The organism is Algoriphagus resistens (assembly GCF_001442615.1).
Lineage (GTDB): Bacteria > Bacteroidota > Bacteroidia > Cytophagales > Cyclobacteriaceae > Algoriphagus > Algoriphagus resistens.
Map to the genome: position 1 here is coordinate 516,191 of NZ_LMXN01000003.1, position 24,433 is coordinate 540,623.

At 43.2% G+C, this 24,433-nt stretch carries 26 protein-coding genes; 16 read left to right on the forward strand and 10 right to left on the reverse strand.

Features of this window, described 5'->3' with window-relative positions; all coding sequences use genetic code 11:
* The 3 genes from AS141_RS08455 to AS141_RS08465 form a co-directional block, all read right to left on the reverse strand.
* Positions 1–1,521: a sodium:proton antiporter gene (locus AS141_RS08455; protein ID WP_057937199.1), complete on the reverse strand. Its 1,521-nt coding sequence runs from the start codon at positions 1,519–1,521 to the stop codon at positions 1–3.
* Positions 1,522–1,702: 181 nt separating this feature from the next.
* Positions 1,703–2,929: a Glu/Leu/Phe/Val dehydrogenase dimerization domain-containing protein gene (locus tag AS141_RS08460; RefSeq protein ID WP_057937200.1), complete on the reverse strand. Its 1,227-nt coding sequence runs from the start codon at positions 2,927–2,929 to the stop codon at positions 1,703–1,705.
* A 72-nt stretch (positions 2,930–3,001) separates the two neighbouring features.
* On the reverse strand, positions 3,002–4,075 hold the full coding sequence (locus tag AS141_RS08465; protein WP_057937201.1) for an anhydro-N-acetylmuramic acid kinase: 1,074 nt from the start codon (positions 4,073–4,075) through the stop codon (positions 3,002–3,004).
* A gap of 102 nt (positions 4,076–4,177) precedes the next feature.
* Here AS141_RS08465 and AS141_RS08470 point away from each other — a divergent pair, with 102 nt between their 5' ends.
* From AS141_RS08470 to AS141_RS08520, 11 genes are all read left to right on the forward strand, one after another.
* A complete protein-coding gene (locus AS141_RS08470) occupies positions 4,178–4,894 on the forward strand; it encodes a type III pantothenate kinase (RefSeq protein WP_057937202.1) in 717 nt (238 codons plus the stop codon).
* Complete coding sequence (locus AS141_RS08475; RefSeq protein WP_057937203.1) at positions 4,884–6,167, forward strand: hypothetical protein; 1,284 nt, start codon at positions 4,884–4,886, stop codon at positions 6,165–6,167. The genes AS141_RS08470 and AS141_RS08475 overlap by 11 nt, the downstream gene beginning before the upstream one ends.
* A 99-nt stretch (positions 6,168–6,266) precedes the next feature.
* Positions 6,267–7,568, forward strand: a complete 1,302-nt coding sequence (locus AS141_RS08480) for a hypothetical protein (RefSeq protein ID WP_057937250.1) — start codon at positions 6,267–6,269, stop codon at positions 7,566–7,568.
* An 83-nt stretch (positions 7,569–7,651) separates the two neighbouring features.
* Positions 7,652–8,197, forward strand: coding sequence for an LPS export ABC transporter periplasmic protein LptC (lptC, locus tag AS141_RS08485; protein ID WP_087149392.1), 546 nt, complete (start codon positions 7,652–7,654; stop codon positions 8,195–8,197).
* Positions 8,198–8,270: 73 nt separating this feature from the next.
* Positions 8,271–8,480 carry a hypothetical protein gene (locus AS141_RS08490; protein ID WP_057937204.1) on the forward strand — a complete coding sequence of 70 codons (210 nt, stop codon included), beginning with the start codon at positions 8,271–8,273 and terminating at the stop codon, positions 8,478–8,480.
* 2 nt (positions 8,481–8,482) lie between these two features.
* A complete protein-coding gene (locus AS141_RS08495) occupies positions 8,483–9,766 on the forward strand; it encodes a hemolysin family protein (protein ID WP_057937205.1) in 1,284 nt (427 codons plus the stop codon).
* Between the two features lie 84 nt (positions 9,767–9,850).
* Positions 9,851–11,962, forward strand: a complete 2,112-nt coding sequence (locus AS141_RS08500; RefSeq protein WP_057937206.1) for a peptidylprolyl isomerase — start codon at positions 9,851–9,853, stop codon at positions 11,960–11,962.
* 83 nt (positions 11,963–12,045) lie between these two features.
* Positions 12,046–12,315 (forward strand): DUF493 family protein, encoded by a 270-nt coding sequence (locus tag AS141_RS08505; RefSeq protein WP_057937207.1) that lies wholly within the window; start codon positions 12,046–12,048, stop codon positions 12,313–12,315.
* A gap of 13 nt (positions 12,316–12,328) precedes the next feature.
* A complete protein-coding gene (locus tag AS141_RS08510) occupies positions 12,329–12,562 on the forward strand; it encodes a 4a-hydroxytetrahydrobiopterin dehydratase (RefSeq protein WP_057937208.1) in 234 nt (77 codons plus the stop codon).
* Entirely contained in the window at positions 12,559–13,251 is a 693-nt protein-coding gene (rsmI, locus tag AS141_RS08515; protein ID WP_057937209.1) for a 16S rRNA (cytidine(1402)-2'-O)-methyltransferase, read from the forward strand. The genes AS141_RS08510 and rsmI overlap by 4 nt, the downstream gene beginning before the upstream one ends.
* 20 nt (positions 13,252–13,271) lie before the next feature.
* Positions 13,272–14,075: an inositol monophosphatase family protein gene (locus AS141_RS08520; protein ID WP_057937210.1), complete on the forward strand. Its 804-nt coding sequence runs from the start codon at positions 13,272–13,274 to the stop codon at positions 14,073–14,075.
* On the opposite strand, the gene AS141_RS08525 is transcribed toward AS141_RS08520, so the two are convergent.
* Complete coding sequence (locus AS141_RS08525; protein WP_057937211.1) at positions 14,076–14,984, reverse strand: AEC family transporter; 909 nt, start codon at positions 14,982–14,984, stop codon at positions 14,076–14,078.
* Between the two features lie 104 nt (positions 14,985–15,088).
* Between AS141_RS08525 and AS141_RS08530 the strand changes: the two genes are divergently transcribed.
* Positions 15,089–15,316: a hypothetical protein gene (locus AS141_RS08530; protein WP_057937212.1), complete on the forward strand. Its 228-nt coding sequence runs from the start codon at positions 15,089–15,091 to the stop codon at positions 15,314–15,316.
* Here the strand turns inward: AS141_RS08530 and AS141_RS08535 are convergent.
* Complete coding sequence (locus tag AS141_RS08535; protein ID WP_057937213.1) at positions 15,313–15,687, reverse strand: hypothetical protein; 375 nt, start codon at positions 15,685–15,687, stop codon at positions 15,313–15,315. The two genes, AS141_RS08530 and AS141_RS08535, sit on opposite strands and share 4 nt — an antisense overlap.
* 147 nt (positions 15,688–15,834) lie before the next feature.
* Here AS141_RS08535 and AS141_RS08540 point away from each other — a divergent pair, with 147 nt between their 5' ends.
* The 3 genes from AS141_RS08540 to rpiB all read left to right on the forward strand — a co-directional run bounded on the left by AS141_RS08540 (position 15,835) and on the right by rpiB (position 18,541).
* Positions 15,835–17,103, forward strand: a complete 1,269-nt coding sequence (locus AS141_RS08540) for a serine hydroxymethyltransferase (protein WP_057937214.1) — start codon at positions 15,835–15,837, stop codon at positions 17,101–17,103.
* 16 nt (positions 17,104–17,119) lie between these two features.
* Entirely contained in the window at positions 17,120–17,974 is an 855-nt protein-coding gene (gene tatC / locus AS141_RS08545; RefSeq protein WP_057937215.1) for a twin-arginine translocase subunit TatC, read from the forward strand.
* A gap of 129 nt (positions 17,975–18,103) precedes the next feature.
* Entirely contained in the window at positions 18,104–18,541 is a 438-nt protein-coding gene (gene rpiB, locus AS141_RS08550; RefSeq protein WP_057937216.1) for a ribose 5-phosphate isomerase B, read from the forward strand.
* A gap of 80 nt (positions 18,542–18,621) precedes the next feature.
* On the opposite strand, the gene AS141_RS08555 is transcribed toward rpiB, so the two are convergent.
* Both AS141_RS08555 and AS141_RS08560 read right to left on the reverse strand, forming a co-directional pair.
* A complete protein-coding gene (locus AS141_RS08555; protein WP_057937217.1) occupies positions 18,622–20,247 on the reverse strand; it encodes a S8 family peptidase in 1,626 nt (541 codons plus the stop codon).
* Positions 20,248–20,319: 72 nt separating this feature from the next.
* Positions 20,320–20,730 carry a DoxX family protein gene (locus AS141_RS08560; protein WP_057937252.1) on the reverse strand — a complete coding sequence of 137 codons (411 nt, stop codon included), beginning with the start codon at positions 20,728–20,730 and terminating at the stop codon, positions 20,320–20,322.
* 55 nt (positions 20,731–20,785) lie between these two features.
* On the opposite strand from AS141_RS08560, the gene AS141_RS08565 reads away from it, so the two are divergent.
* On the forward strand, positions 20,786–21,187 hold the full coding sequence (locus AS141_RS08565) for a winged helix-turn-helix transcriptional regulator (RefSeq protein WP_317043018.1): 402 nt from the start codon (positions 20,786–20,788) through the stop codon (positions 21,185–21,187).
* Between the two features lie 288 nt (positions 21,188–21,475).
* Here AS141_RS08565 and eat read toward each other — a convergent pair whose 3' ends face one another.
* The 3 genes from eat to eutB form a co-directional block, all read right to left on the reverse strand.
* Positions 21,476–22,789, reverse strand: coding sequence for an ethanolamine permease (gene eat / locus AS141_RS08570; RefSeq protein WP_057937219.1), 1,314 nt, complete (start codon positions 22,787–22,789; stop codon positions 21,476–21,478).
* A complete protein-coding gene (gene eutC / locus AS141_RS08575; RefSeq protein ID WP_057937220.1) occupies positions 22,770–23,531 on the reverse strand; it encodes an ethanolamine ammonia-lyase subunit EutC in 762 nt (253 codons plus the stop codon). The genes eat and eutC overlap by 20 nt, the downstream gene beginning before the upstream one ends.
* Positions 23,528–24,433, reverse strand: a 906-nt coding sequence (gene eutB, locus AS141_RS08580; RefSeq protein WP_057937221.1) for an ethanolamine ammonia-lyase subunit EutB, incomplete at its 5' end; no start/stop codon positions are given. The genes eutB and eutC, both read right to left, overlap by 4 nt.

Consider the following 24,433-nt stretch of genomic DNA (forward strand, 5'->3'; position numbering starts at 1 on the left):
TTAAACGAAAGCGAAGAATACCAACCACACCAGCAATAAAAGGGGCAATAAGATCGGCAAAGAGAAGCGGATGATGTAACCAAAGAACGAGGGCATTTTTATACCGTTCTGTTCTGCTATAGACTTCACCATAAAGTTTGGCCCATTTCCAATGTAAGTCATCGCTCCAAAGAATACCGACGCAATGGCAATGGCCATCAGTTCAAACGCCGAGTCATGGTATCCATCAGCTGCAAACTGACGGACCTCTTCGATGTTATTGATGGAGGCACCTTTGGAAGCCATGGCGGCCGCCAGGAAGTTCAGGTAGGTTGGTGCATTGTCCAAGAACCCGGAGAGAACGCCCGTACCCCAATAAAGTGTATTGTGCGTGATCATTGCCGCACCTTCCGGGGATTTGGCAAATGCACCGACGAGTTCTAAGGCAGGCATCATTGTCCCAAATATTCCTATGAAGATAAATGCTACTTCCCGAATCGGTTCAAAATTGAATTCATTGCCTTTAATAGCTCTCTGATCTGCAAATCTATAGGAAAGAAAAGCTACAGTCAGCATGATGATTTCTCTTATGTAGGAGAATTTTTGGCCATCATATACGATTGCAGGAACACCCTCAATCACATTAGGGTCAAGGAATACTGAGCAAATGATAATAAATAACCACCCGAAATTTTTCATTCCTATTAAGGAAAGCTTATTGGTGTAAGCAGTCTCTTCCAGCTCACTGTCATCATTTGCCCTGCCGAATTTTTTATCGATAAAATAGAAGGCAACGGCTAAGCCGGCTAATGCAAATATCCAGGCAGGCCAGTTGTGCTCTAAAGTCCAGAAGAATGGAATGCCCTTCAAGAAACCCAAGAATAGTGGAGGGTCCCCGATAGGAGTCAATGAGCCGCCGATATTACTCACCATGAAGATGAAGAATATGATGTGGTAGGCCTGAATATTCCCTTTGTTTAATCTGATGAAAGGACGGATCAAAAGCATGGAGGCTCCTGTTGTTCCGATCAGGTTAGAAATCAAAGCACCAATGACCAGCAAGGTAACGTTTGCAAACGGTGTGGCTTTCTTATCTATTTCAATCAGGATTCCGCCTGAGGCAATATATAATGAAGCCAGCAGTGCAATGAATTGGATGTATTCTGCCAAAGCATGGACTGGCGCATGCACATTACCCAGGATAAATAAATAGTAGAAAACTACCAGCAAGGCGAAGCCGATTGCGATTTTCGGGTAGTTTTTATGCCAAAAATGCTCATAAAACAAAGGACCTGTGGCTATCATGAGCAGTAAAGCCACAAATGGAATGACGAGCCAAATCGGTGCGGTATGATGTTCCTCGTCGACGGCTTCTTCCACCAAATCCTCATGAGCAGCGGCTTGGCCTGTTTCCCCATGTTCCGCTTGGGCAAGGTAAACTTTCTCAGCATCAGTGTTTTGGGAATATGCTAATTGTGTGTTTAATCCACCAAAAAATAATATTCCGAAAAGTATGGAGAAACTTAAGACAAAATTCTTCATTAGGCTAATAGGGTAAGCTGGGTGTTCTTTTCGGTTAATTTAGGCAAATAATTGATTTGCTGTTAGTCAATTCTGACGTCTGCTAAACTACAGCTTTTGCCTGATACAGCACAATCAAAACTTTCCAACCCGACTGATTTATTCAAAAATTAACTCGATCGGGCAAAGACAAATAATGTTTTTACACGAGTTGTGCCAGGGCTATACTAAAGGAGCTTTCGGCGAGTTTAATTTTTTCAGGGTTTGCGGAATGAACATTTTTCAGCGCATTTTCAATTGTTCTGCTGACATCTGAGAATATGGCCATATCAGTGACTTCGGCATTATCGCTCATCAAATAGGCGAAGACACGCGCCATCCCACAATTTGCGATGAAATCAGGTATCACAGAAGTCTGCTGATCTGTCCAGACACCAATGGGTCCGAAGAATATCTCAGGGTCAGCGAAGGGCACATTGGCACCGCAAGAGATGACCTCCAAGCCAGCATTGACCATTCGCTCAGCATGGTCCTTGCGGATTAACCGTGAGGCTGCAGCTGGGATAAATATTTCGCTTTCCAGGTCCCAGATTTTTTGATCAATCTCTTCGAAAGAAAGTTGATTTTCGGCCACCAGTTTGTTCCCTTTTCTATTGAGGAAGAGCTCACGGACCTCGTCAAGCGAGTAACCTGCTGCATTGATCACCCCACCATCCTTGTCAAGGATACCGACTATCTTCACCCCTTCTACGGCAAGAAAACAGGCAGCAGCAGCGCCTACATTGCCCCATCCTTGGATGATGGCACGCTTGCCCTTGATTGTTCCTCCCCAGATGTTATAATAATGTCTTACCGCTTCTGCTACACCAAAGCCGGTAATCATATCTGATACCGTATATTTCTTAGTCCCATTTGGAGTGAATTGCGGATCTTCAAGGACTTTGGAAACACCTTGTCTGAGTTGACCTATTTTTCGGATTTTCTCAGGTTCGGTAGCATGAAAATGACCATTTACAATACCTTCCTGAGGGTGCCATAGACCATAAGATTCAGTGATGGGGATTACTTCGTGAACTTCATCCACGTTTAGGTCACCGCCAGTACCATAGTAATTTTTCAGAAGAGGCAACACGACTTTGTACCAGCGCCTTAGCACTTCATCTTTGCGGGGATCATTTGGATCGAAGTTGATTCCTGATTTAGCCCCGCCAATAGCCGGACCCGACACAGTGAACTTCACTTCCATGGTTTTTGCAAGCGATTCCACTTCACGCTTGTCCAGCCCTTTTCTCATCCGGGTGCCACCGCCTGCGGCCCCACCTCTAAGGGAGTTTATTACTACCCAGCCTTCAGCTTCTGATTCGCTGTCGCTCCATTCAAAAGTGATTTCGGGCTGTTTGTTTTCAAATTTTTTCAGTAATTCCTGCATGTATCTTTGGGTTTATATCTTGGCAAAAATAGAAAAATAAACCGCTCTTACTATAGGGGGGCTGCTAGAGGGCTAACCAAAAATAAGACCTCCGGATGAGTCCTGTCTAGCTCCTGTGACAGAGGCTAAGCAATTAGTTTCATTTCGTAGACGCAATACTCCTAAAAATCCGAAGACCAGCGCTTCTTTAAATTCTATCAGCTCAGAGGAAGCAAAGGTATGCACCCACTTCCCCTCTAACTGGCTATGCAGGCGCTCTATAAAGAAGGTATTGTATGCCCCACCCCCTGTAATCAAGACAGATGGGTGATCAGAAGTATGGTATTGCTTTACCAGGCTGGCTATCTGGAATGCATAATGCTCTACCAGGGTTCGTAGAATATCTTTTTCAGAAAGACCGCTTGAATTCAAAAGAGGGCTGAAATCATTTTCTAAATCCTCTCTGCCAAGGGATTTTGAATCTAATTTGGAATAATACGGAAGGGCATTGAGCGCATTAAATAGCTTCTCGTTGAGCACCCCTTCTTTTGCCCAGACTCCATCTTTGTCGTATTCCCTTCCCAGCGCATTTGCCTGCGCATTCAACAATAGATTAAAAGGACAGCAATCAAAAGCAATTCGCCGACCGGATGATTCCATGCTGATATTTGCAATTCCTCCCAAATTAATGCAGAAATCAATGGACGGGAAAAGCAGGCGATCTCCAATAGGCACCAAGGGGGCGCCTTGCCCGCCTAGTTGTATGTCCTGCATTCGAAAATCATTAATTACTTTTTGTCCTGAAGCCTGATGAAGTGCCCAGCCGTTGCCGATCTGAAGGCTTAGTCCCCGTGAGGGCTGGTGAAAAACAGTATGGCCATGCGAGCACACAGCCATGGGTTTGATTTGCTTTTCGCTGCAATATTCTCTGACTTTTTCTCCCATCCACTTTCCAAAGTCCACATCAAGAAGTGCCAATTCTAAGCCTGAAAGCCGATGACTGTTCATGAGCTTTTCTCCCAAATTAGCTGGAAAAGGAACCGTAATGGCTTCCAATATCTCAAAAGACCACTGATGGTGAAGTTCATAGCTGCAATGGGCCATGTCCAGTCCATCTCCCGATGTACCGGACATCAATCCTATCATGGTGTAGTTTGTTGGGCTCATGGTTAAAGTTTGTTAAGTGGTAACTAGTCAAAGATAATTTAACAAGGATAAAATGCCCCGTTTTTTTTGAATGTCTATTTTGCGAAGTAATAATTAAACTGGATGACAAATCTGATTATAGATATTGGGAATACTAGAATCAAATCGGGCCTTTTTGAAGGGGATAGACTAGCCGAGGAGAAAGTGTTCGAAAAAATAGAAGATGCATTAACTTATTGGAATACAGTATTCTTTGATTATTGTCTGGTGAGTTCCGTAAAGTGGGATTTTGCGGAATTACAAGATATTTTATCTTTTCAGTTCTTATACCTCAATCCAGAGACCAGACTACCGATCAGTAATGCTTACGGATCCCCTGCCAGACTGGGTTTAGATCGTATTGCGGGAGCGATTGGTGCTTGGTCCAAGCGAGGTAAAGGGCCAGTTCTAGCGATAGACTTGGGAACTTGTATTACTTTTGATCTGATCGACGGGAGTAATTCTTATCTCGGAGGGGCGATAAGCCCTGGACTTGCGATGCGTGCCAAAGCAATGCATGAGCAAACGGCAAGATTACCTCTGGTAGATTTAAAAGTGAAACCTAGCGGGTTGATTGGAAACAATACAATCACATGTATGCAGATTGGAATTTGGTATGGAATTGAGCTAGAATTGCTTGGCCAAATCGAAGCATACACCAAAAAATATCCTGAAATCGAGGTCTTTATTAGTGGTGGAGATGCCCAATCTTTTGATTCATTGGCAAAAGACCTCATATTTGTAGTCCCAAATTTGGTCCTCTATGGATTGAATTCTATTCTAAACCACAATGTTGAGTAAAATCAAATGGCAATTGCTGGGTGTACTATGCACCCTTTTATTATTTACCGAAGCCCAGGCACAGTCCAGTGCTTCTACCTATAGTGCCCTCGGTATCGGAGAATTTAATTATTCCGGGCTTACCAATAATCAAGCTATGGGGGGACTTGGTATCAGTTTCGGTTCTGCCTGGAATCCCAATGTAGTCAATCCCGCCCTTTCGACTAAAAACGCGATTTTTAATTTTGAGGCAGCGCTGAATTATAAAAAAATTGCTGCTGATAATGGCACCGAGACATCAGACATTGATGGTGGAGGTTTGTCCTATATCGCATTTTCACTTCCGGTCAAAGTAAATAAAGCCACCGTCGGCCTGGGGCTGAACCAGCTCACCAGTGTGAATTATCGCATGCTCATACAGAGCGATGTAAACAATGCCGATGTACAGGCATTGAATTCTATCGAAGGGGACGGAGGTATTTCAGAAGTCTATTTAAGTTATGGAATGGTAGTAGCCAAAAATTTAAGTCTTGGTATACAAGGATCTTATCTATTTGGCTCCACAATCCGCACGAACCAATTGGCACTTTTTGATGAAGAAGGGAGCCCAGTGGGCACTACTTCAGAATATTATGAAAGATTAACAGTAAGCGATGTGGGCATTAAAGCCGGTGCCTATTACTTCTTGCCGCTGAATGAAAAGAGTAAGCTGCATCTGGGTGCCATCTATCAGCAGTTAGGGGATGTTAGTGGAAAAGCTTTTGCCAAGCTCGCATCAATTGGCCAAGCTAGCAACCCGGATTCAGAGGGAGACTTGATCGCCAATGATGAACCTGGAAGCATTTATATCCCTAATCGCTACGGATTCGGGGTTTCTTATGAAAAAAACAATAAATATGTGATCGGGCTGGAAGGCCAATACCAAGATTTCAAAAAGTTCAAAAATCTGTTCGGTGATCCTTTGCGGTTGCAAGAAGCTATCAAGGTAGGATTGGGATTCCAGATTGTACCGGATTATCTGGATGCTGACAGTCCTTTGAAGCGGGGAACTTATCGCTTCGGATTGGAATATCAGCAGACTCCATATTATATTAACGCGACAAATATCAATGACCTTGGCATTAACTTTGGAGCTTCACTTCCTGTAAACCAACTTTCGTTAGTGAACTTCGCAGTGAAAATAGGGCAACGGGGAACCACCGATAACGGGCTTATCCGAGAGAATTATGTGAACTTCACTTTAGGGTTGTCGCTGAATGATAATAGTTGGTTTTACAAACGAGTATTTGAATAATAATTAACCAAACCTTAAGATCGAAATGGTTAAATCCTGAATACCAAACTCAGGTTTAGACATGAAGATTAAATTGTGCCGAATTAAACCATTATGAAAATGAAAATTAAATCTACACTCCTAGGGCTAGCTGCTCTGCTTCTTGCCGGGATGGTCCAAGCTCAAGACGGATGGAACTTCCCAACCGATCCTGCCCAAGAGAAAAAAGCAAGAGAGCTAAACGCGGCTTACACAGACTTCAAGGACTCAGAGCAGTTCATAGAAGCCACCCATCCTTTACACTGGCTACTTGTGAATGTGCCAGAGCTAAATGAATCTATCTATCAAAATGGAGTAATAGTGTACGATGGTGCTTCCAAAGCTACAACTGATGAGGCCCAAAAAAGAGTGTATCAGGATTCTGTGATTGCGATTTACGACAAGAGGAATGAGCTTTATAATAACGAGAAAGATTGGATAGAGAATAAGGCTTATTACGGCTATCAATATTACAAAGGAGATAAGGATAAGCTTACAGGTCCAATTGCTGACTTCGAAAAAGCTATGGAACTTAACGGGACTATCAACTACCAGTTGATAGCGGCCTACTTCGATTTAATTTACAGAAATTATGCTTACAACAAAGCATATTCGGGGGAGGAAATTCTTGCAATTCATGATAAACTAAATCAAATGCTTGATGAGGTTGCAGCAGAAGGAACAGATGTTTCCAGCCAAAAGGGCACGCTAGAGCAGTTATTGGTAGCAATGGAACTGATTGATTGTGATTTCATCGAAAACACGATGGGACCAAAATTGGCGGCTGACCCTACCAATGAAGCATTGGCTAACCAGATCTTTAATTATTCAGTTCAATACAAATGTTACTCGTCCAATGCATTCTTGCAGGCGCTGAAGATCAAGCATGAAAAAGAGCCTTCATTCTCCACTTCCCAGGTGATTGCAATGAGATATGTGCAAGAGGATAAATTAGCTGAGGCTGAGGCATTATGGAAGGAAGCATTGACCCTTGCTGAAAATGACGCCCAGAAAGCTGAAGGACACATGGAGTTAGCGACCATTTATGCTAAGCAAGGAAAAAAATCCGCTGCTAGAAATGAAGCAAAAGAAGCTGCAAACATCGATTCTTCAAAAACCGCTGATGTTTATTCGATGATCGCAGGCATGTACATGAATTCATTCAATGATTGCAAGGGCGGAGAAAGCAGAGTAAAGGATAGAGCAATTTACATCGCTGCCTACAATGCGTATCAAAAAGCCGGAGATTCTGCAGGGATGTCAAAGGCAAGAGCCCAGTTCCCTTCTAAGGAAGAAGTCTTTACCGAAGGAATGCAAGTAGGTGAGACGCTGAGCACGGGTTGCTGGATAGGTGAGTCCGTCACCTTGGCTACAAGAGATTAATCACACTACTGATACAAAAGGCAGTCTTCGGGCTGCCTTTTTTCATTTATGGGCGTAAAACAATTTTCAAGTATCTTTGGACTGTGAAGACCGGCTTATTTTCTTTCGTATTCTTCTGCATTCTTGGGATAACCAGTTCCTGTAGGGAAGATGTGGATGCATCTGCCTTGGCTGTGTATGATGGGCCCATGAGACAGACAGAGAATGTCCATTTACTCCAAAGTGATTCGGCTATTGTGCGTTTTGAACTCACGGCTCCCCTGCAACTCGAGTTTGCAAATGGGAATGTAGAGTTTCCTGAAGGGATTGAAATTAAGATGTTCGAAAAAGAAGGTGAATTGAGTACTACCATCATTGCGGATAAAGGCTACTTTTATAAACAGGAAAATCTCTACAAGGGCGTTGGAAATGTGCAGGTACATAACCTGATCAAGGATCAAAAACTTCAATCCGAAGAGCTTTTTTACGACCGGATTAAGAAGAAGATTTATACTGAAAAATTTGTAAGAGTGCAAAACGGCGATATGTATTCCTTTGGGTCTGCATTTGAAGCAGATGAAACGTTCAGTACGTATAAGCTTAAGAATTCCAGGGATGGTCAGGTTCCGTTGTCTGATAATGGTCTTTAAATGAATTTAGTAGAAATAAAGCTCTTCATAAAAAGAATCGAATCCCTTATTTTTCACTTCCACAGTAAACAGAATGAAATTAGTTGACGCATTACTATTGTCGCTTTCACTTGCACTCATGATTGTGGGCATCCATCAGACAGTCACTCAGGGCGTACAGGCTTCCTATGCGATTTTTATGTTTGCGGTAGCCTTGCTATTTTGGTTCCAATACCGCAGAATGAAAAGAACCGAAGAGCCTCCGGTACCAAAGAAGAAAACCAATAGAGGAAAAAAACGCTAAGTATGGAAGCAAGTTATGATTTGGTTTATGTGATCCTCACATTAGTTTTTTCTGCCTTTTTTTCAGGGATGGAAATTGCGTTTATCTCTTCCAATAAGCTCCAGATTGAGCTTCAGAACAAGCAAGGTGATATGACCGGGAGGTTGTTAAGTGTATTTGTGCAGCGCCCCGGACAGTTTATCGGAACCACACTGATGGGCAATACCATTTCGCTGGTACTCTACGGTATTTTTATGGCATATCTCATGGAAGATCCGCTGAAAATGTGGCTTCCGGAAGGCTTCAATAACGATGCGGTGGTTTTATTTGCCCAGACGTTGATTTCCACTATTGTGGTTTTGGTAACAGCTGAGTTTTTGCCAAAAAGCCTTTTCATGCTGAATCCCAATAGCATGTTGAATTTCTTTGCGCTACCATTTTGGATCATATATATTCTAATTTATCCTGTAGTTTGGGCTGTAGTGGGACTTTCGAGGTTTTTCATCACCAAAATACTTCGTTTAGAATATAGTGAAGACAAGCCTGTTTTCACGGTGACAGATCTGAATAGCTTTGTGCAAAACCATATCCACAAAGGTAAGGAAGAAGGCCATGTGGAAATTGACACAAAGATATTTGACAATGCTGTGGAGTTTAAGACTGTCCGCGTCCGCGAATGCATGGTTCCCCGAACAGATATCGTATCTGTAGAAGTGGGTGATTCGATCGAGGAATTGAAAAATGTATTCAAAGAAAGTGGGCATTCAAAAGTGATAGTCTACCGGGAATCCATCGACGATGTGATCGGCTATTGTCATCAGTTGGAGCTTTTTAAGAAGCCCAAAACCATCGAGGAGATTTTAACCCCGATCATTATTGCGCCGGAATCGGCCTTGGCAAATGAGTTGCTTATCCAGTTTATTCAAGAACGAAAAAGCTTGGCATTGGTAGTGGATGAGTTTGGTGGGACTTCGGGGATAGTTTCCATGGAAGATATTATTGAGGAGATTTTTGGGGAAATCGAGGATGAATACGACAGCGATGATTTGATCGAACAGAAAATTTCCGAGCAGGAATATTTGCTGAGCGCACGTCATGAAATTGATTACCTCAATGATAAATACGGATGGGAATTGCCGATTGGAGACTTTGAGACCCTGTCCGGCTTGATTCTCTCACTCACAGAGAACCTACCCAAGAAAGGTGAATCGGTAACTTTTGAGGCTTACACTTTTACTGTTGTGACCAAGCAAGAGCATAGAATTGAGACTGTTCGCTTGAAAATCAACACCTCGGGAATTTTCTAGTTAAGCGTTTGATTCAGAATATATTTTGAATTTCGTCAGTAAAGCTATTATTTTGCGACACTCTAAAAAAGCGTAGTAACAATAATGGCGTTAATTAAACAAATTAGACAAAGGACAGGTCTATTGATCGGCGTAATTGCCGGCGGATTAATCTTATTCCTCCTGGGAGGAGATCTATTAAGTCCGAATTCCACACTTCTCAATTCCAGTCAAAATATCGTGGGCGAGATTGCAGGTGAAGACATCACCTACGAAGAGTACATGGCCCGGATAGAAGAATACAAAATTGCCAATCAGCAGAGAACAGGAAGAGCTCCCTCTGAACCGGAAATGTACTCCATCAGAGAGCAGGCGTGGCAGTCTATGATTGTTGAGCGTGTTTTCAAAGAAGAATATGAAAAATTGGGTTTGACGATTTCGGATGCCGAATTGGTAGATATGGTTCAGGGCAAAAACATTGTTCCGGAACTACGTCAGCAACTGGTGAATCCTGAAACGGGCCAATTTGACAAAAGCCAGTTGGTTACTTTCCTTCAATCACTGGAAACGGCAGATCCTGCGCAGCAGGCATACTGGAATCAGCAAGAGCAGCTTTTTGCTGACTCTAGATTGAGAATCAAGTATGATAATATGTTGGCAACTTCTGAGTTTGCTACCCAGGCTGAAGCTAAGGCAGAGTACCAGGCGGCAAATACCATTGCAGATGCTTCCATTCTTTTCGTTCCTTTTTACGCAGTACCTGATGCTGATGTCACCGTTTCGGAAAGTGACATGCAGACCTATTTGACTAAGAACAAAAGCAAATTCAAATCTGGAAATGCGGCAAGTCTGGAGTATGTAAGCTTTAGTATTCAACCAAGCGGAATAGATTCTGCGGAAGTTATTTCTCAGATTAACGAATTGACTGAAGAACTGAAGGCTGCTGAAAATGATTCTCTTTTTGTATTGAGAAATTCAGATGCTCCCTCCCCATATTTGACGGTGAGACCGGGGGATGAACTTCCTGCTAATTTGACCAGTAACGTTTCTGAAATTCAGGTAGGTCAGACGTATGGACCATTTATTACTACGAACTCTACGTATGTGTCATACAAGATCTCCGATCAGTATGAAGGCACACCGAGGATAAGAGCCTCGCACATCCTATTTAGTACGGAAGGAATGGACGATGCTGCGAAAGCTGGGGTAAAAGCTCAGGCAGAGACGGTTCTTGCCCAGGTAAAAGCCGATGGAAACTTTGAGGTAGCCGCAAGGCAATATGGTCAGGATGGTACTGCACAGACAGGTGGGGATTTGGGCTGGTTTGCCAAAGAGGACTTTGTAACAGAATTCGCAAATGCTGCTTACGCGGCAAAATCCACCGGATTGCTAGCTGACTTAGTAGAAACAGAGTACGGCTATCATATTGTGAAAGTGACCGAGATGCCTAAGAGCACCTATACCAAAGTGGCCTCTTTAGAAGTGGAATTGGTTGCTAGCGATGCTACTAGAAATGAAGCTTTCAGGAATGCTGATGCTTTTGCTGCAGATGCGGGCAACAGAAATGAGTTTACTGAAAATGCCACTGCTGAAAATTATAGAATCCTACAGGCAAATAACGTAGATGCAAACGCCAGAAATATCAACAATCTTCAAAATGCCAGAGAAGTAATTCGCTGGGCATTTGCAGATGATACTTCTACCGGTGAAGTTTCCACTGTTTTTGAATTGGACAATGCCTATGTAGTTGCTACTCTTGTGAGCAAACGTGATGAAGGAGATGTGAAGTTGGAAGACGTGAAAGAGCAAATAGAAGCTCAGGTTAGAAATGAGAAAAAAGCTGAAGTAATTAAATCCAAGCTTGCCGGAAAAACTTCTTTGGAAGAAATGAAAGCTGTTTTCCCTTCTGAAGCTTCTGTGAATGAGATTCCTGATTTGAAGCTAAGTGCCAATGTAATTCCCGGTGTTGGGTTCGCCCCACGCGCTATCGGTGCAATCTTTGGCATACAGCAAGGGGAAATCACCCAACCTATTCGTGAAGACGTAGGTGTGATCGTAGGAAAATTAAATGCATTGACCCCGGCTGCTGAAATAGGTGATTATTCTTCCTACCAAGGTCAGTTGACTCAGAATGCTTCACAGCGAACGACATACTCAGTCATGATGGCTCTTCAAGATCTGGCAGGGGTCAAAGACTATCGATATAAATTCTTTTAATAGAAACTAGATTCGGAACCCATGCCAGATAGCATGGGTTCTTTATTTATATTCGAAATTTAATGTGCTGATCACATTCTGCTATGGACAAACAGAAATTCGACAAAGAAAACTTTAAAGAGAAATTAGAGGCAAGTGGGGAGTTTCCTCAGCTTTATATGTTTAAATTTATAGTTCCGAACGGAAAGGAAGATGAGGTAGCTGCCCTATTTCCGAAGCATGAAATAACTACCAAAGCGAGTTCTGGCGGTAAATATGTGAGTACAACTGCTCAAGCTATGATGCAAAGTGCTGATCAGATTATTAAGATCTATGAGCAAGCTGCCAAAATAGAAGGATTAATATCACTTTAAAAAGCATTGACTTATGTGGAAAGAAGAAGATAATAGGCTGAAGAAAACATTCAAATTTGCCAATTTTCAGGAGGCTTTTGCATTTATGACCCGCGTGGCATTTTTGGCTGAGGGGATGCAACATCATCCTAATTGGAGCAATGTATATAATACGGTAGAAATCGAATTGACTACACATGATGCAGGAGATACCGTGACCAAAAAAGATCATGCCCTGGCCAAAGCCATTGATGAGGTAATCGCATGAGCGAAAATTCTCCGAACTTGTTTCTCGTGCCTACACCCATTGGTAATCTGAAGGATATAACGCTTCGTGCAATAGAGGTGCTCAAAACCGCTGATGTCATACTGGCAGAGGACACGCGCACCAGTGGCCAATTGCTCAAACATCTGGAAATCTCCAGGCCCCTACAGAGTTATCATATTTTCAATGAGCATAAGACCGTAGAAAAGCTCGTAGAGCGGATGAATAAGGGAGAAGTGTTTGCCTTGATCAGCGATGCGGGTACACCAGCTATATCAGATCCAGGTTTTCTACTGGTGAGAGAAGTACTTGCCGCAGGATTGGATGTGCAGTGCCTTCCGGGAGCCACAGCATTTGTTCCGGCATTAGTGAATAGTGGACTTCCAAATGATCGATTTGTTTTCGAAGGGTTTTTACCCCATAAAAAGGGAAGAAAGACAAGGATCGACGGATTGATGGAGGAGGTACGGACTATTATTTTTTATGAGTCTCCCCATCGTTTATTAAAGACTTTAGGACAGCTTGCTGAGGCTTTTGGTGCCGACAGGCAGGCTTGTGTCTCCCGTGAGCTTACGAAGCTCCACGAGGAGAACGTCAGGGGCACATTAGCGGAGTTAATAGAATATTATCAGACCAATACACTTAAAGGCGAATTTGTCCTTACCGTGGCAGGTAAGAACCCTAAAGCCTGAAAGTATTACAACTAACTTTTATGATTTCAACAGAAAGACTTACACAGCTTTTAGAGCAAACTCAGGGAATAGCCAAAGAAGCGGGCGCTTTTATCCGTAGGGAGAGGCAACATTTCGATCTGGCCAAAGTAGAACACAAGGGCTTCAATGACCTTGTATCTTATGTGGATAAGGAGGCTGAAAAGATAATTGTCAACAAGCTGTCTCAAATTTTACCTGAGGCGGGCTTCATTACCGAAGAAGGCACCAATACTACCCAGGCAGAAGAATTCAACTGGGTAATAGACCCGCTGGACGGTACTACCAATTTTATCCATGGAGTTCCCATATTTTCAGTAAGTATAGCATTAATGGAGCGTAGCGAAGTGGTGTTGGGAGTGATTTACGAAGTGAATCTTCATGAATGCTTCTACGCAATGAAGGGTGGAGGAGCCTTCTGTAACGACACGCCTATCAGAGTAAGTTCAGCTGGGACACTTTCTGAATCGCTGATTGCCACAGGATTTCCGTATTACAATTTCGATTTGATTGATAAATACTTAGCCGCCTTAAAGTCATTGATGAAATCTTCTCATGGTGCACGCCGGTTTGGGAGTGCTGCTGTTGATTTGTGCTATGTTGCTGCGGGACGTGTTGAGGGTTTTTTTGAATACAATCTAAACTCCTACGATGTTGCGGCCGGCACGCTGATCGTAGAGGAAGCTGGAGGCAAAGTGACTGATTTTTCCGGTGGAAGAGATTTTGTGTTTGGAAGGGAAATTTTGGCCACCAATGAGAAAATTCATGAAGAAATCTTAACTGACCTTAAAAAGGCTTGGGCTTAGCTAACCCATGAAATAGTACCAGAACAAGATAGTTACGATAGAGATTGGGATCCCCAGTCCGGCAAGAAGTGTGGCAAGTTTAGGTTTGAGGTCGTATTGGATGGCTACAATAGATCCCGTGATCATGGGAGCCATACCACTCTCAAGGACGGTCACTTTGAATTCTAGGCTACTTTCCGGCAGGAAATTTCTGTAGATCAACCAAACCATCAAAGGGGCAAGAATAAGGCGATAGCCCATTCCCAACCAATAAAATTTGGAACTGAGTGACTCGAAATCTATGGAGAATTTTAGGCCAATGGCAAAAATCGCCATGGGAGCCATGGTTTTTCCGATCATCGAAACTATGGGAATGATAAACTCTGGAGTCCTCCATCCCAAAATGCTCATCGCTATGGTGATCAATAAAAAGGAGAAGGGTGGGAAACGAAGGATTTTGAGTGGGATTTCACTCAAGTTTCCTTCTTTATGGGAATAGATAGAACCTACTAAAATTGCAAGGGAAGAAACAAGCAAAAAGGATCCTCCTTGATCTATCAGGAGTGCTATAGGTAAAGCTTGCTTCCCATAGAGTCCTTCTACCACCGGGAATCCTAAGAAGGAAGTGTTTGCCAGTCCTGCGACAATCACCAAACAACCGGTGGTCTGCATATCCCATTTTAATAACCTGCCCAGCAACCCGAAAATCAGCCAAGAAAGCAGAAAGGTAAACCAGGCCGAGGATATGGGTAAGAGTAATGCCCATTGGGGATCTATTTGTGGAATATAAAGTAATGCAAGTGCAGGAAGTACAATATTCAACAAATAAGCATTTACCCATTTGGTGATTTTTTCAAGCGGGAGATTAGCTTGTTTCTGGAGAAAAAGCCCTAATAAAAGGCTAATAAATGCAATAGAAGCCCCTACCATAGCTGACTTTTATCCAATGCTTTTTTTCGTAACATAAAAATAATTATATATATTTTTACTTTGCTGATTATCAGTATACTTTTGATTCGGATAACCTAAATTCTATGACTAAACTAATACCTATTTTTATCAATGGAAGAAAATGGATTCAGCTTTCGCAGCTTTCAAAAGAGCAAGCTACAAACCTGAAATCATGGCTTCCGATTAGCTGTTTGAAGAAAGTTATGTTTCAAGGAACTGAATTTAGCGATTGTCTGGATTTCGAAACGTACGAGTATTGGTTTCGTACACATCAGGTATCTGAGCAAAAGCATGCCTTGCTAGATTTCTAATCCAATCCAAAATTTTTTCTTTTTTCCTCAAAATATTTACCTAGTTCTGGGTAAAAGTCACTTTGGACTTCCGGAATTCCATCCAGGATTAATTCCATATTACCCTCCATCAGATCTGTATTTACCTGCATACCCTCCAGTAGATACACCATATCTTCCATGCTTAGGGCTTCAAAGCTCGATGAAGGATAAAGCATGTATTCATTTCCATAGAAGTCAACCGCTTCAAACTGGATTTTTCCGTCTAAGCAGTGCGCATAAATACTGATTTGCTCTCCCCATTGACTCTCAGGATAATTCATTTTCACCAATAAAACAGAGGTAGTTTCATTCGTAAAATAAGTTTCTGGGTGAAATTTGAAATCAATCATCAGCCAAAAATAGCAATTCCTAATGATTGAGAATCCCAATCCTATTTTTGGATTGGATAATCGGGACTTTCAGACTATTTTTGGGCACATTTGCAGGTAAGCCATTTGGCTACCGTTCCATAAAAATTGGCTTTCAAACCCCTGATTATGAAAAGAGATTCGCTTGTTTTCGATTTGATCAACGAAGAAGAAGACAGACAAAAGAGAGGCATCGAACTGATTGCTTCTGAAAACTTCACTAGCAAACAAGTGATGGAAGCCGCGGGCAGCGTGCTGACAAACAAATATGCTGAAGGTCTTCCGGGCAAGCGCTACTATGGCGGTTGTGAGGTAGTGGATAAGATCGAGCAGCTGGCAATCGACAGAGCCAAAGAGCTTTTCGGCGCTACCTGGGCCAATGTTCAGCCTCATTCGGGTGCGCAGGCAAATGCAGCAGTGTTATTGGCATGTTTGAAAGCTGGTGATCCTATTTTAGGGTTTGATCTTTCCCATGGCGGTCACTTGACGCATGGCTCCCCTGTGAATTTCTCCGGAAAACTCTATGAGCCTCATTTCTACGGAGTAGAGGAAGAAACTGGAAGAATCAACTACGACAAAGTAGAGGAAAAGGCATTGGAAGTTTCTCCAAAAGTAATTATCTGCGGTGCTTCGGCTTATTCCAGAGATTGGGATTATGCACGATTGAGAGAGATTGCAGACCAGGTTGGGGCGATTCTCTTGGCAGACATCTCTCATCCATCGGGATTGATCGCTAAAGGATTATTGAATGATCCATTGGATCACTGCCATATTGTGACTACTACCACGCACAAGACACTAAGAGGGCCTAGAGGCGGGTTGATCATGATGCGTGAAGACTTTGACAACCCTTGGGGATTGACTACTCCAAAAGGGGAGATCAAGAAGATGTCCGCATTGTTGGATATGGGGGTATTCCCAGGGACTCAAGGAGGTCCTTTGGAGCATATCATTGCTGCTAAAGCCATTGCTTTTCAGGAGTGCCTTTCTGACGAATACATGCACTATGTGCTTCAGGTGAAAAAGAATGCATCCGTAATGGCTGATCAGTTCGTAAGTCTGGGATATCAGATTATCTCTGGAGGTACGGACAATCACATGATGCTTATCGATCTTAGAAATAAAGACCTTACCGGCAAAATTGCAGAACAGACCCTGGGGAAAGTGGATATTACCATCAATAAAAACATGGTTCCATTTGATACTAAATCTCCGTTTGTTACGTCGGGAATGAGGATCGGTACAGCAGCGATTACCACCAGAGGTTTGAAGGAAGATGACATGGTGAAGATTGTCAACTTGATCGACAGAGCTTTGAGAAACCATGAGAATGAGGCCGAGTTGGCAAACATCCGCAGCGAAGTGAACGCCTGGATGAATCAATTTCCATTGTACTAGAATTTAGATACCACCCGTGGCATTAGATCAATACCAAGAAGAAGAGGAAGAAGAAGGGATGTCCTTTTTGGACCATTTAGAAGCATTGCGTTGGCATTTGCTTCGGTCAGTTGCGGCAATTCTGATTTTATCAGTTGCAGCATTTCTGGCAAAAAGCTTTGTTTTCGGAGTAGTAATCCTAGGTCCTTCCAAGGTTGATTTTGTCACCTATAGATGGTTGTGTGAGCTTAGCGATGTTGTAGGATTGCCTGCTCTGTGTATTGACGAACTTCCTTTTACGATCCAAAGTAGGCAGATGACAGGACAGTTTACCATGCACATGACCTCAAGTTTTGTGGTAGGTTTTATCGCTTCGTTTCCCTTTGTCTTCTGGGAAGTGTGGAGGTTTATCAGTCCGGGATTGTATGATCAGGAGAAGAATGCCGCAAGGGGAGCTGTTTTCTTTGTGAGTATGTTGTTCTTTATGGGAGCTGCTTTTGGGTACTTTATCCTGTCTCCCCTTTCGATCAACTTCTTATCCAATTACCAGCTGGATCCGTCGATTCTAAATGAGTTTGATATCACTTCGTATATTTCTACCCTGACGATGTTGGTTCTTGCTTCGGCGATCATGTTTCAGCTTCCGGTAGTGGTTTATTTCCTGGCGATGTCAGGCTTGGTGACTTCGGGTATGTTGAGGTCATACAGAAGGCACGCTATTGTAGTGATTTTGGTAGTGTCAGCTATCATTACACCTCCGGATGTGGTCAGCCAAATCTTGATTGCAATGCCTATTCTGGTTTTGTATGAAGCTGGGATTCAGATTGCAAAGAGATTGGAGAAGAAAAGAGCGATTAAGAGAGCTAAGGAAGATATAGAGGATGCCCTTTAATCCAGCGTTAGACAAGTGACATGTATCAAGAATTAAGAGCCGAGAAGGCAAGAAAATAGAATTCAGAGATAAGATAGGGGCAAGGGCCGTTCTGCGTTTTGCTGTCTCCAATCTTAAGTCGTAGTAAGTATGGCAAAGAAAATAGCAATAGGAGGAGATCATGCAGGCTTTGAATACAAAGCCAAAATGATCAGTAAATTAGAATCGTTGGGTTATGAAGTAAAGGATTTTGGTCCTTTCTCTGATGCCTCAGTGGATTATCCTGATTACGTACATCCCTTGAGTTCAGCCATCGAAAATGGCGAGTATGAATTGGGAGTGGTGATCTGCGGTAGTGGAAACGGTGTGGCGATTACCGCCAACAAACACCAGGGAATCCGTGCTGCTCTTTGTTGGAATGAGGAACTGGCAGCTTTGTCCAGACAACATAACAATGCTAATGTTTTAGCTCTTCCTGCCCGTTTTGTTTCCTATGATTTGGCAGAAAAGCTTGCTGAGATCTTCTTGACCACTGATTTCGAAGGGGGAAGACACCAGAATCGGGTGAATAAGATTGCCTGCAGCTGAAAAGCTGGAAGACCGATGAGGGAAGAAGCCCAAACCTGATTTCTCAAGTTTGGGCTTCTTTATGGACCGGGATTGGACTTTTATAAGCTAAAACCCTCGTTAGACACTTGACTTGCCAAAATCAGTGCATTGTACAGATTGGCAATTTTTCCAGATTTAGATAGTTCCGAGAAGGATTTTTCTGATTCGCCTAGCTGGACATTTACACTAGGTGAAATTCCCGATTCCATAATGATTTTCTTTACCTGTGTGGCATCTAGATCCGGGAAATATGATCTGATCATCGCGGCTAATCCAGTGACCGCCGGAGCAGCCATGGAGGTGCCTCCCTGGAATTCATAGGAATCATCAGGCATAGTTGAATAAATCTCATCTCCAGGGGCAAAAATGTCCACATTTTCCTTTCCGTAATTAGAGAAAACGGCGATCATACCTGACCCAAAGACCGGAGTGAGCGCTCCCACTGTAAGGTAGTTATCCACAAACTCCTGAGTGTTTGATTCAGGATGATCATTTGGAAATGTCGGATTATCCGGAGAATCCAAATCAATGCCGTCATTTCCAGCCGCATGTACAAAGAGCACATCTTTGGAAGCGGCATATTTCATGGCTTCATAAACCCATTCTGAATTTGGAGAAAATCCTTTTCCAAAACTTGCATTGATGACTTTAGCGCCATTGTCGACCGCATACCGGATGGCCAGCGCAATATCCTTATCGTATTCGTCCCCATTGGGAACGGCCCGGATAGACATAATCTTAACGTTGCTGGCTACTCCATCCACTCCTTTTTTATTGTTTCGGGTGGCTGCGATGATCCCCGTTACATGTGAACCATGACTTTCATCCGGATTTCTGGAATCCGGATTTCCATTGCCGTACTGGTCATCTGTAATATCGTAAGGATCATCCCCTACTGGAGTTCTTCCATTGAAATCAACATTCAGGTTGTAATTAACCTGGGTCTCATAATACTTTATTCCTTCTTGAAGGTCCTTGATCGCAGCTGGAATTTCCTCTCCCATGGTGATTACCTGCATCAACATGCCCACAGTTCTTTCCTCTTGGGTATTTTTGGGTTGATATTCCTCTAAGTCGGCAAGGGAATAATTCTCTTTCCCTAAAGCGTCCTGGATATTTTTATCTGCCATGGTCACCATAGCATAGATCTGCTTGAGTTGTGGAAGTGCTGCCTGGGCTTCAGGAAGTTTTTCATTTAGCTTTTCCTGTGCAGCTTCTTGATAGGCTTCATCCCCGATTTTTAAGCGAAGAATCCGGGCCATTTCCATTTGCTCGTTGTAGGATTCACCCAGGAAATTGTAGCCATGGATATCATCGATATAACCATTTCCATCGTTGTCAATGCCGTCTCCAGGCTTTTCACCCGTATTAGTCCAAAGAATATCCTTGATGTCCTCATGATCCAGGTCAATGCCTGAATCAATCACCGCCACGATCACCTCTTTGCCTTTTTTCTTTTTCAGAAGTTCTGCATACGCTCGATCCACGCTCATTCCTGGGACGGTATCTTTTTGTAAATCCAAATGTCCCCAATGTCTGGATTGCTGATCAGTGAGTTCGGCTACTTTGGGGCTGCTTTCCGTGTAGCTAATAGGAGGAGCTGTCAATACCAATGAGGAATTGCATCCCATCACTAGCAGGCCCATGCCTAGCCCTGCCAAAATTTGAATCTTGCTTTTAATCATAGTTAAAAGTAACGTCCGAGTTTCAAATAGTTTGGGTTTTTGGTTGTTAAAAATGGTGAAGTATGAGTTGTTTTACTTGAATGGGTGATGAGGAAGTTCAGTAGGATATTTCTTCCCTCTGCCCCAGGCAACAAATGTTGCAGCAATCAGCATGAAAACAGTAAACCCTATCTGGTCGCCTTCTCCTCTCAAAACATGAAATAGGATGGCAGAAAACATAAGCGCGATGGTTCCAAAAGCAGCATAAACAGTAAGTATCGGACGGATTCGAAGCAAGGGAGGTAAGGTCAACCCCAGTCCGGCTAACAGATCAGCAATTCCTGATATCCATACCAATTCTGGCTCTTCCTTAATCCAAGGCCAAGGCAGATCGGCTGGGAGAAATAGCTTCATGAAGCCTGCGTAGATAAATGTGAGGGAAAGTAATATTTGTACTGTCCAAAGGGAAATGTTTAAGGCTTTAGCTCTTTTTGGAATTGTCATAGTCTGTGAGTCGGTTTGTTTGCGTGCCACAAGATTATATAAATTCGCTTTCCAAATGATATTACTATCCTCGTGGATAGTGCTATCTCTTTGGATAGTATTGCAAAAAAATGAAGCTATGATTGCACAGGGAGGTTGTCCTAAAACCATGCTTTCCATCAAAGACGCCTTGGAGGCTTTAGAAGGAAAGTGGAAACTATTGATCTTATTTTCCTTGGCTGCAGGTCCAAAACGATTTAAGGAAATCAGCAGGGAAGTAGCAGGAATCACGGATAAAACCTTGTCCAAGGAATTAAAAAGTCTTGAAACCAATCTATTGATCAACAGAGAAGTAGTTGATTCCTTTCCACCCAAAGTTCAGTATTCAATTACCCCACACGGGATGTCCCTGGAAAAAGTATTGGATGAGCTACATTTTTGGGGGTTGCTGCACAGAAATAAGATTATGGGAAAGTAGGTGGCGTCGCTTTCTATAACTGAAAATAGAAATTGTAAATTCGAAAGGATAAAGAGGCGCAGTTACAAACTCATCCTGGGATGGGGATAAAGTGGGTTGTTGCAAACGCTTAAAAGCGTTTCGGAGTTCGGCTAACACTCTCGCCTTTCTGTTGGCTGATGATACTTTGGAAATCCAATCAACATGTAATGAGTCTTTACTTATCATTGAAAACTAATGGCATCAAAAACTTTATGCTTCCGATATAGATAGTAATTGTATTTATTGCAGCATGGATGAAGTAAAATTTCACCCCTCCCGCTGATACCAGCGAAAACTCAAATACCCAAAACCCACCAATCCCCAGAAAAGAGCCATTAATGTCAGGTTGTAAATGCTCATGGCGATCATGGCAATGAAAGCAATTGCCAGGGCAACTGCAGGAAAATAAGGAAATAGTGGAACGCGGAAAGGACGCTTCAAGTCCGCATGGTTTTTTCTCAAGGCAAAAAAAGCAATCATCGATACGATGTATAATGTCAGTGCACCAAAGCATGCGATGGTGATAATTTCACCTGTTTTGCCGGTAAGCAAGGCCAAGATCCCTATGCCCATATTTACGATAAGTGCGTTGACAGGAGTTTTGGTTTTGGGATTCACTTTCCCCACAAAAGGAGTTACATAACGCTCTCTTCCCAGTTCCAAGGTGGATCTCCCAGCTGCCAGGATAATCCCATGAAAGGAAGCTACTAACCCGAAAAGCCCGACGGTAATCAATAAGTGATACAGGATATTGCTTTCTCCTACGATCTGGGCCAAGGCGAGTGGAAGGGGAGAATCGGAGGCGTCCGTGCTTCCCGGTGGATAGACTATGGTTTCCCATCCCGCCACTCCGATAGAAGAAGTGAAGGTCAGCAGACATAAAATCACCAAAGTGAAAATCGCTGAACCGAAGCCGATCAGAATATTGCGTTGGGGGTTTTTGGCTTCCTCGGCCACATTGGCTACGCCTTCGATAGCGAGGAAAAACCAGATTGCAAAGGGTATAGCCGCAAAAGCTCCTCCCCAGCCATTCGGTAGGGCATTTTGGGTCAGGTTTTCAAATTTAAATTCGGTAAAACTGACTCCTGAAAAAAGCAGCAATTCAGCCACTGCGATGATGGTAATGACCAGTTCGAAATAGGCGGCAAACTTCACCCCGGAGATATTGATCAGCGTAAAAATCAAATAAGCGGTAATTGCAATGGTGGTAATACTGATATCCGGGAAAAACACGTTGAAATAGGCTCCAATGGCCGCTGCAATGGCCGGAGGGGCGAAAATAAACTCTATGCTCTGTGCCATTCCAGCTAGAAACCCCCAGTTTTTCCCCAGCCCTAACCTAGCATAGTCAAAAGCCCCTCCGGCTTTGGGAATGGCGCAGGCCATCTCCGTATAGCTAAAGGTAAATGTGACATACATGATGATGATAAATAGGGTGGCAACTGCCAGTCCGAGGGTTCCTCCTTCTGCCAAACCGAGGTTCCAGCCGAAGTACATTCCAGAGATGACATAACCCACGCCAAGACCCCAAAGCATAAATGGCCCGAGCGTTCGTTTTAATTCAGTTTTTTCCTGATTCATTTTTTAGGAGATGGGGATCAAAGGTGTCTTTCAAGTGGACACCGGAAAGTTTCAATCTCAGAGCTTCTGCGCATAAAAAAGCGAGTTTTTCCGCTGCATAGACATAAGGCAAACCGCCTGTTCGGATATTGGAAATGCAGTTTCGTTTTTCGTCTGTATTTCCTGCTTTTGGGTTGTATGTCAAATATATCCCCATGCTGTAGGGGGAGCTCAAACCGGGTCTTTCCCCGATCAGGATAATGGAAATTTTACTGGAAAACAGTTCACCTATTTCATCGCTGATGGCTACTCTCCCTTGCTTCACTATGGAAATAGGTGCCAGGGAATGTCCTTTGATTCTAATCAAAAACTCTTGTAAAAATTGGATTGCATGTGTAGAAATAGCATGGGCACTCAATCCGTCTGCCAGAATAAAGGAAATATCAGTCGCTTCGGTTGTTGAGTTTTTTATAGCTACGATGGATTCCTTACTAAGCTTTCTTCCCAAATCAGGCCTTTTGATATAAGATTCACGACTTTCTGCCTGACTTGTAAGAATGATGCTTGGAAGTTTTAAATTCTGGATTTCAGCTTCCAGAGAACTGGTATCCAAACTGGCCCAAACGGCATCTTTGGCAAGGGCATGATCCTTCCTGAACTGGAGCAATTCCTGAGTTTTCAGGCTTCCGCCCGTCCTTCCCAAAGCGATTCGGGCATCGGTAAAGTCTTTTAGCCTTTTCCATGGATTGGACATTTCACTCATAGGTTCAATAGTTTATTCCCATTAATCTCGAGAACTTTTCCTGAAGCATCCGTTAGGTTCATATGGTGCATCCACTCTTCAAATTCCGGTGCTCTTTTCAATCCCAACACCTGTCGGATATAGAGTTGATCGTGAAAGGATGTGCTTTGGTAATTCAGCATCACATCATCCGCACCGGGGATACCCATGATAAAATTGCAACCGGCCACACCCAGCAGGGTCAGCAGATTGTCCATATCGTCCTGATCCGCGTCGATGTGATTGGTATAACAGATATCACAACCCATGGGCAAGCCCATCAGTTTACCACAAAAATGATCTTCCAATCCAGCCCGGATCACTTGTTTGCCATCGTAGAGATATTCAGGACCGATGAATCCCACGACGGTATTGACAAGTAAGGGCTTAAATTTTTTGGCGACGGCATAAGCACGAACTTCGCAGGTTTGCTGATCCACCCCATGGTGGGCATTGGCAGAATGAGCACTTCCCTGTCCAGTTTCGAAGTACATAAAGTTGTCCCCGATACTCCCGCGGTTCAATTCTTTTCCCGCCTGAAAAGCTTCTTCCAAAGTATGCATACTAAAACCAAAACTGGTATTGGTAGCTTCGGTCCCTCCGATGGATTGAAAAATCAGATCGACCGGAGCCTTCTTGTTGATCAGTTCCAAGGTCGTGGTGACATGGGAAAGGATGCAGGATTGGGTGGGAATATCATATTGAAGACGGAGCTTTTCCAGCATTTCCAGTAAGCGAAGCGTAGTCTCTGCTGAATCCGAAACCGGGTTAATGCCGATCACCGCATCGCCTACACCGTAGAGCAGGCCATCGATGGTACTTGCCATAATCCCCTTCGCATCGTCTGTGGCATGATTGGGCTGAAGACGGGTAGAAAAGTGTCC

Coding starts and splice junctions, on each gene's coding strand:
- AS141_RS08460 (WP_057937200.1), bottom strand. CDS start 2,929: ATGCAGGAATTACTGAAAAAATTTGAAAACAAACAGCCCGAAATCACT.
- AS141_RS08555 (WP_057937217.1), bottom strand. CDS start 20,247: ATGATTAAAAGCAAGATTCAAATTTTGGCAGGGCTAGGCATGGGCCTG.
- eutC (WP_057937220.1), bottom strand. CDS start 23,531: ATGAGTGAAATGTCCAATCCATGGAAAAGGCTAAAAGACTTTACCGAT.
- AS141_RS08540 (WP_057937214.1), top strand. CDS start 15,835: ATGAAAAGAGATTCGCTTGTTTTCGATTTGATCAACGAAGAAGAAGAC.
- AS141_RS08520 (WP_057937210.1), top strand. CDS start 13,272: ATGATTTCAACAGAAAGACTTACACAGCTTTTAGAGCAAACTCAGGGA.
- AS141_RS08510 (WP_057937208.1), top strand. CDS start 12,329: ATGTGGAAAGAAGAAGATAATAGGCTGAAGAAAACATTCAAATTTGCC.
- AS141_RS08455 (WP_057937199.1), bottom strand. CDS start 1,521: ATGAAGAATTTTGTCTTAAGTTTCTCCATACTTTTCGGAATATTATTT.
- AS141_RS08470 (WP_057937202.1), top strand. CDS start 4,178: ATGACAAATCTGATTATAGATATTGGGAATACTAGAATCAAATCGGGC.
- AS141_RS08530 (WP_057937212.1), top strand. CDS start 15,089: ATGACTAAACTAATACCTATTTTTATCAATGGAAGAAAATGGATTCAG.
- rsmI (WP_057937209.1), top strand. CDS start 12,559: ATGAGCGAAAATTCTCCGAACTTGTTTCTCGTGCCTACACCCATTGGT.
- AS141_RS08535 (WP_057937213.1), bottom strand. CDS start 15,687: ATGATTGATTTCAAATTTCACCCAGAAACTTATTTTACGAATGAAACT.
- AS141_RS08475 (WP_057937203.1), top strand. CDS start 4,884: ATGTTGAGTAAAATCAAATGGCAATTGCTGGGTGTACTATGCACCCTT.
- AS141_RS08480 (WP_057937250.1), top strand. CDS start 6,267: ATGAAAATTAAATCTACACTCCTAGGGCTAGCTGCTCTGCTTCTTGCC.
- rpiB (WP_057937216.1), top strand. CDS start 18,104: ATGGCAAAGAAAATAGCAATAGGAGGAGATCATGCAGGCTTTGAATAC.
- AS141_RS08495 (WP_057937205.1), top strand. CDS start 8,483: ATGGAAGCAAGTTATGATTTGGTTTATGTGATCCTCACATTAGTTTTT.
- AS141_RS08465 (WP_057937201.1), bottom strand. CDS start 4,075: ATGAGCCCAACAAACTACACCATGATAGGATTGATGTCCGGTACATCG.
- eat (WP_057937219.1), bottom strand. CDS start 22,789: ATGAATCAGGAAAAAACTGAATTAAAACGAACGCTCGGGCCATTTATG.
- AS141_RS08490 (WP_057937204.1), top strand. CDS start 8,271: ATGAAATTAGTTGACGCATTACTATTGTCGCTTTCACTTGCACTCATG.
- AS141_RS08565 (WP_317043018.1), top strand. CDS start 20,786: ATGATATTACTATCCTCGTGGATAGTGCTATCTCTTTGGATAGTATTG.
- AS141_RS08525 (WP_057937211.1), bottom strand. CDS start 14,984: ATGGTAGGGGCTTCTATTGCATTTATTAGCCTTTTATTAGGGCTTTTT.
- AS141_RS08560 (WP_057937252.1), bottom strand. CDS start 20,730: ATGACAATTCCAAAAAGAGCTAAAGCCTTAAACATTTCCCTTTGGACA.
- AS141_RS08500 (WP_057937206.1), top strand. CDS start 9,851: ATGGCGTTAATTAAACAAATTAGACAAAGGACAGGTCTATTGATCGGC.
- AS141_RS08505 (WP_057937207.1), top strand. CDS start 12,046: ATGGACAAACAGAAATTCGACAAAGAAAACTTTAAAGAGAAATTAGAG.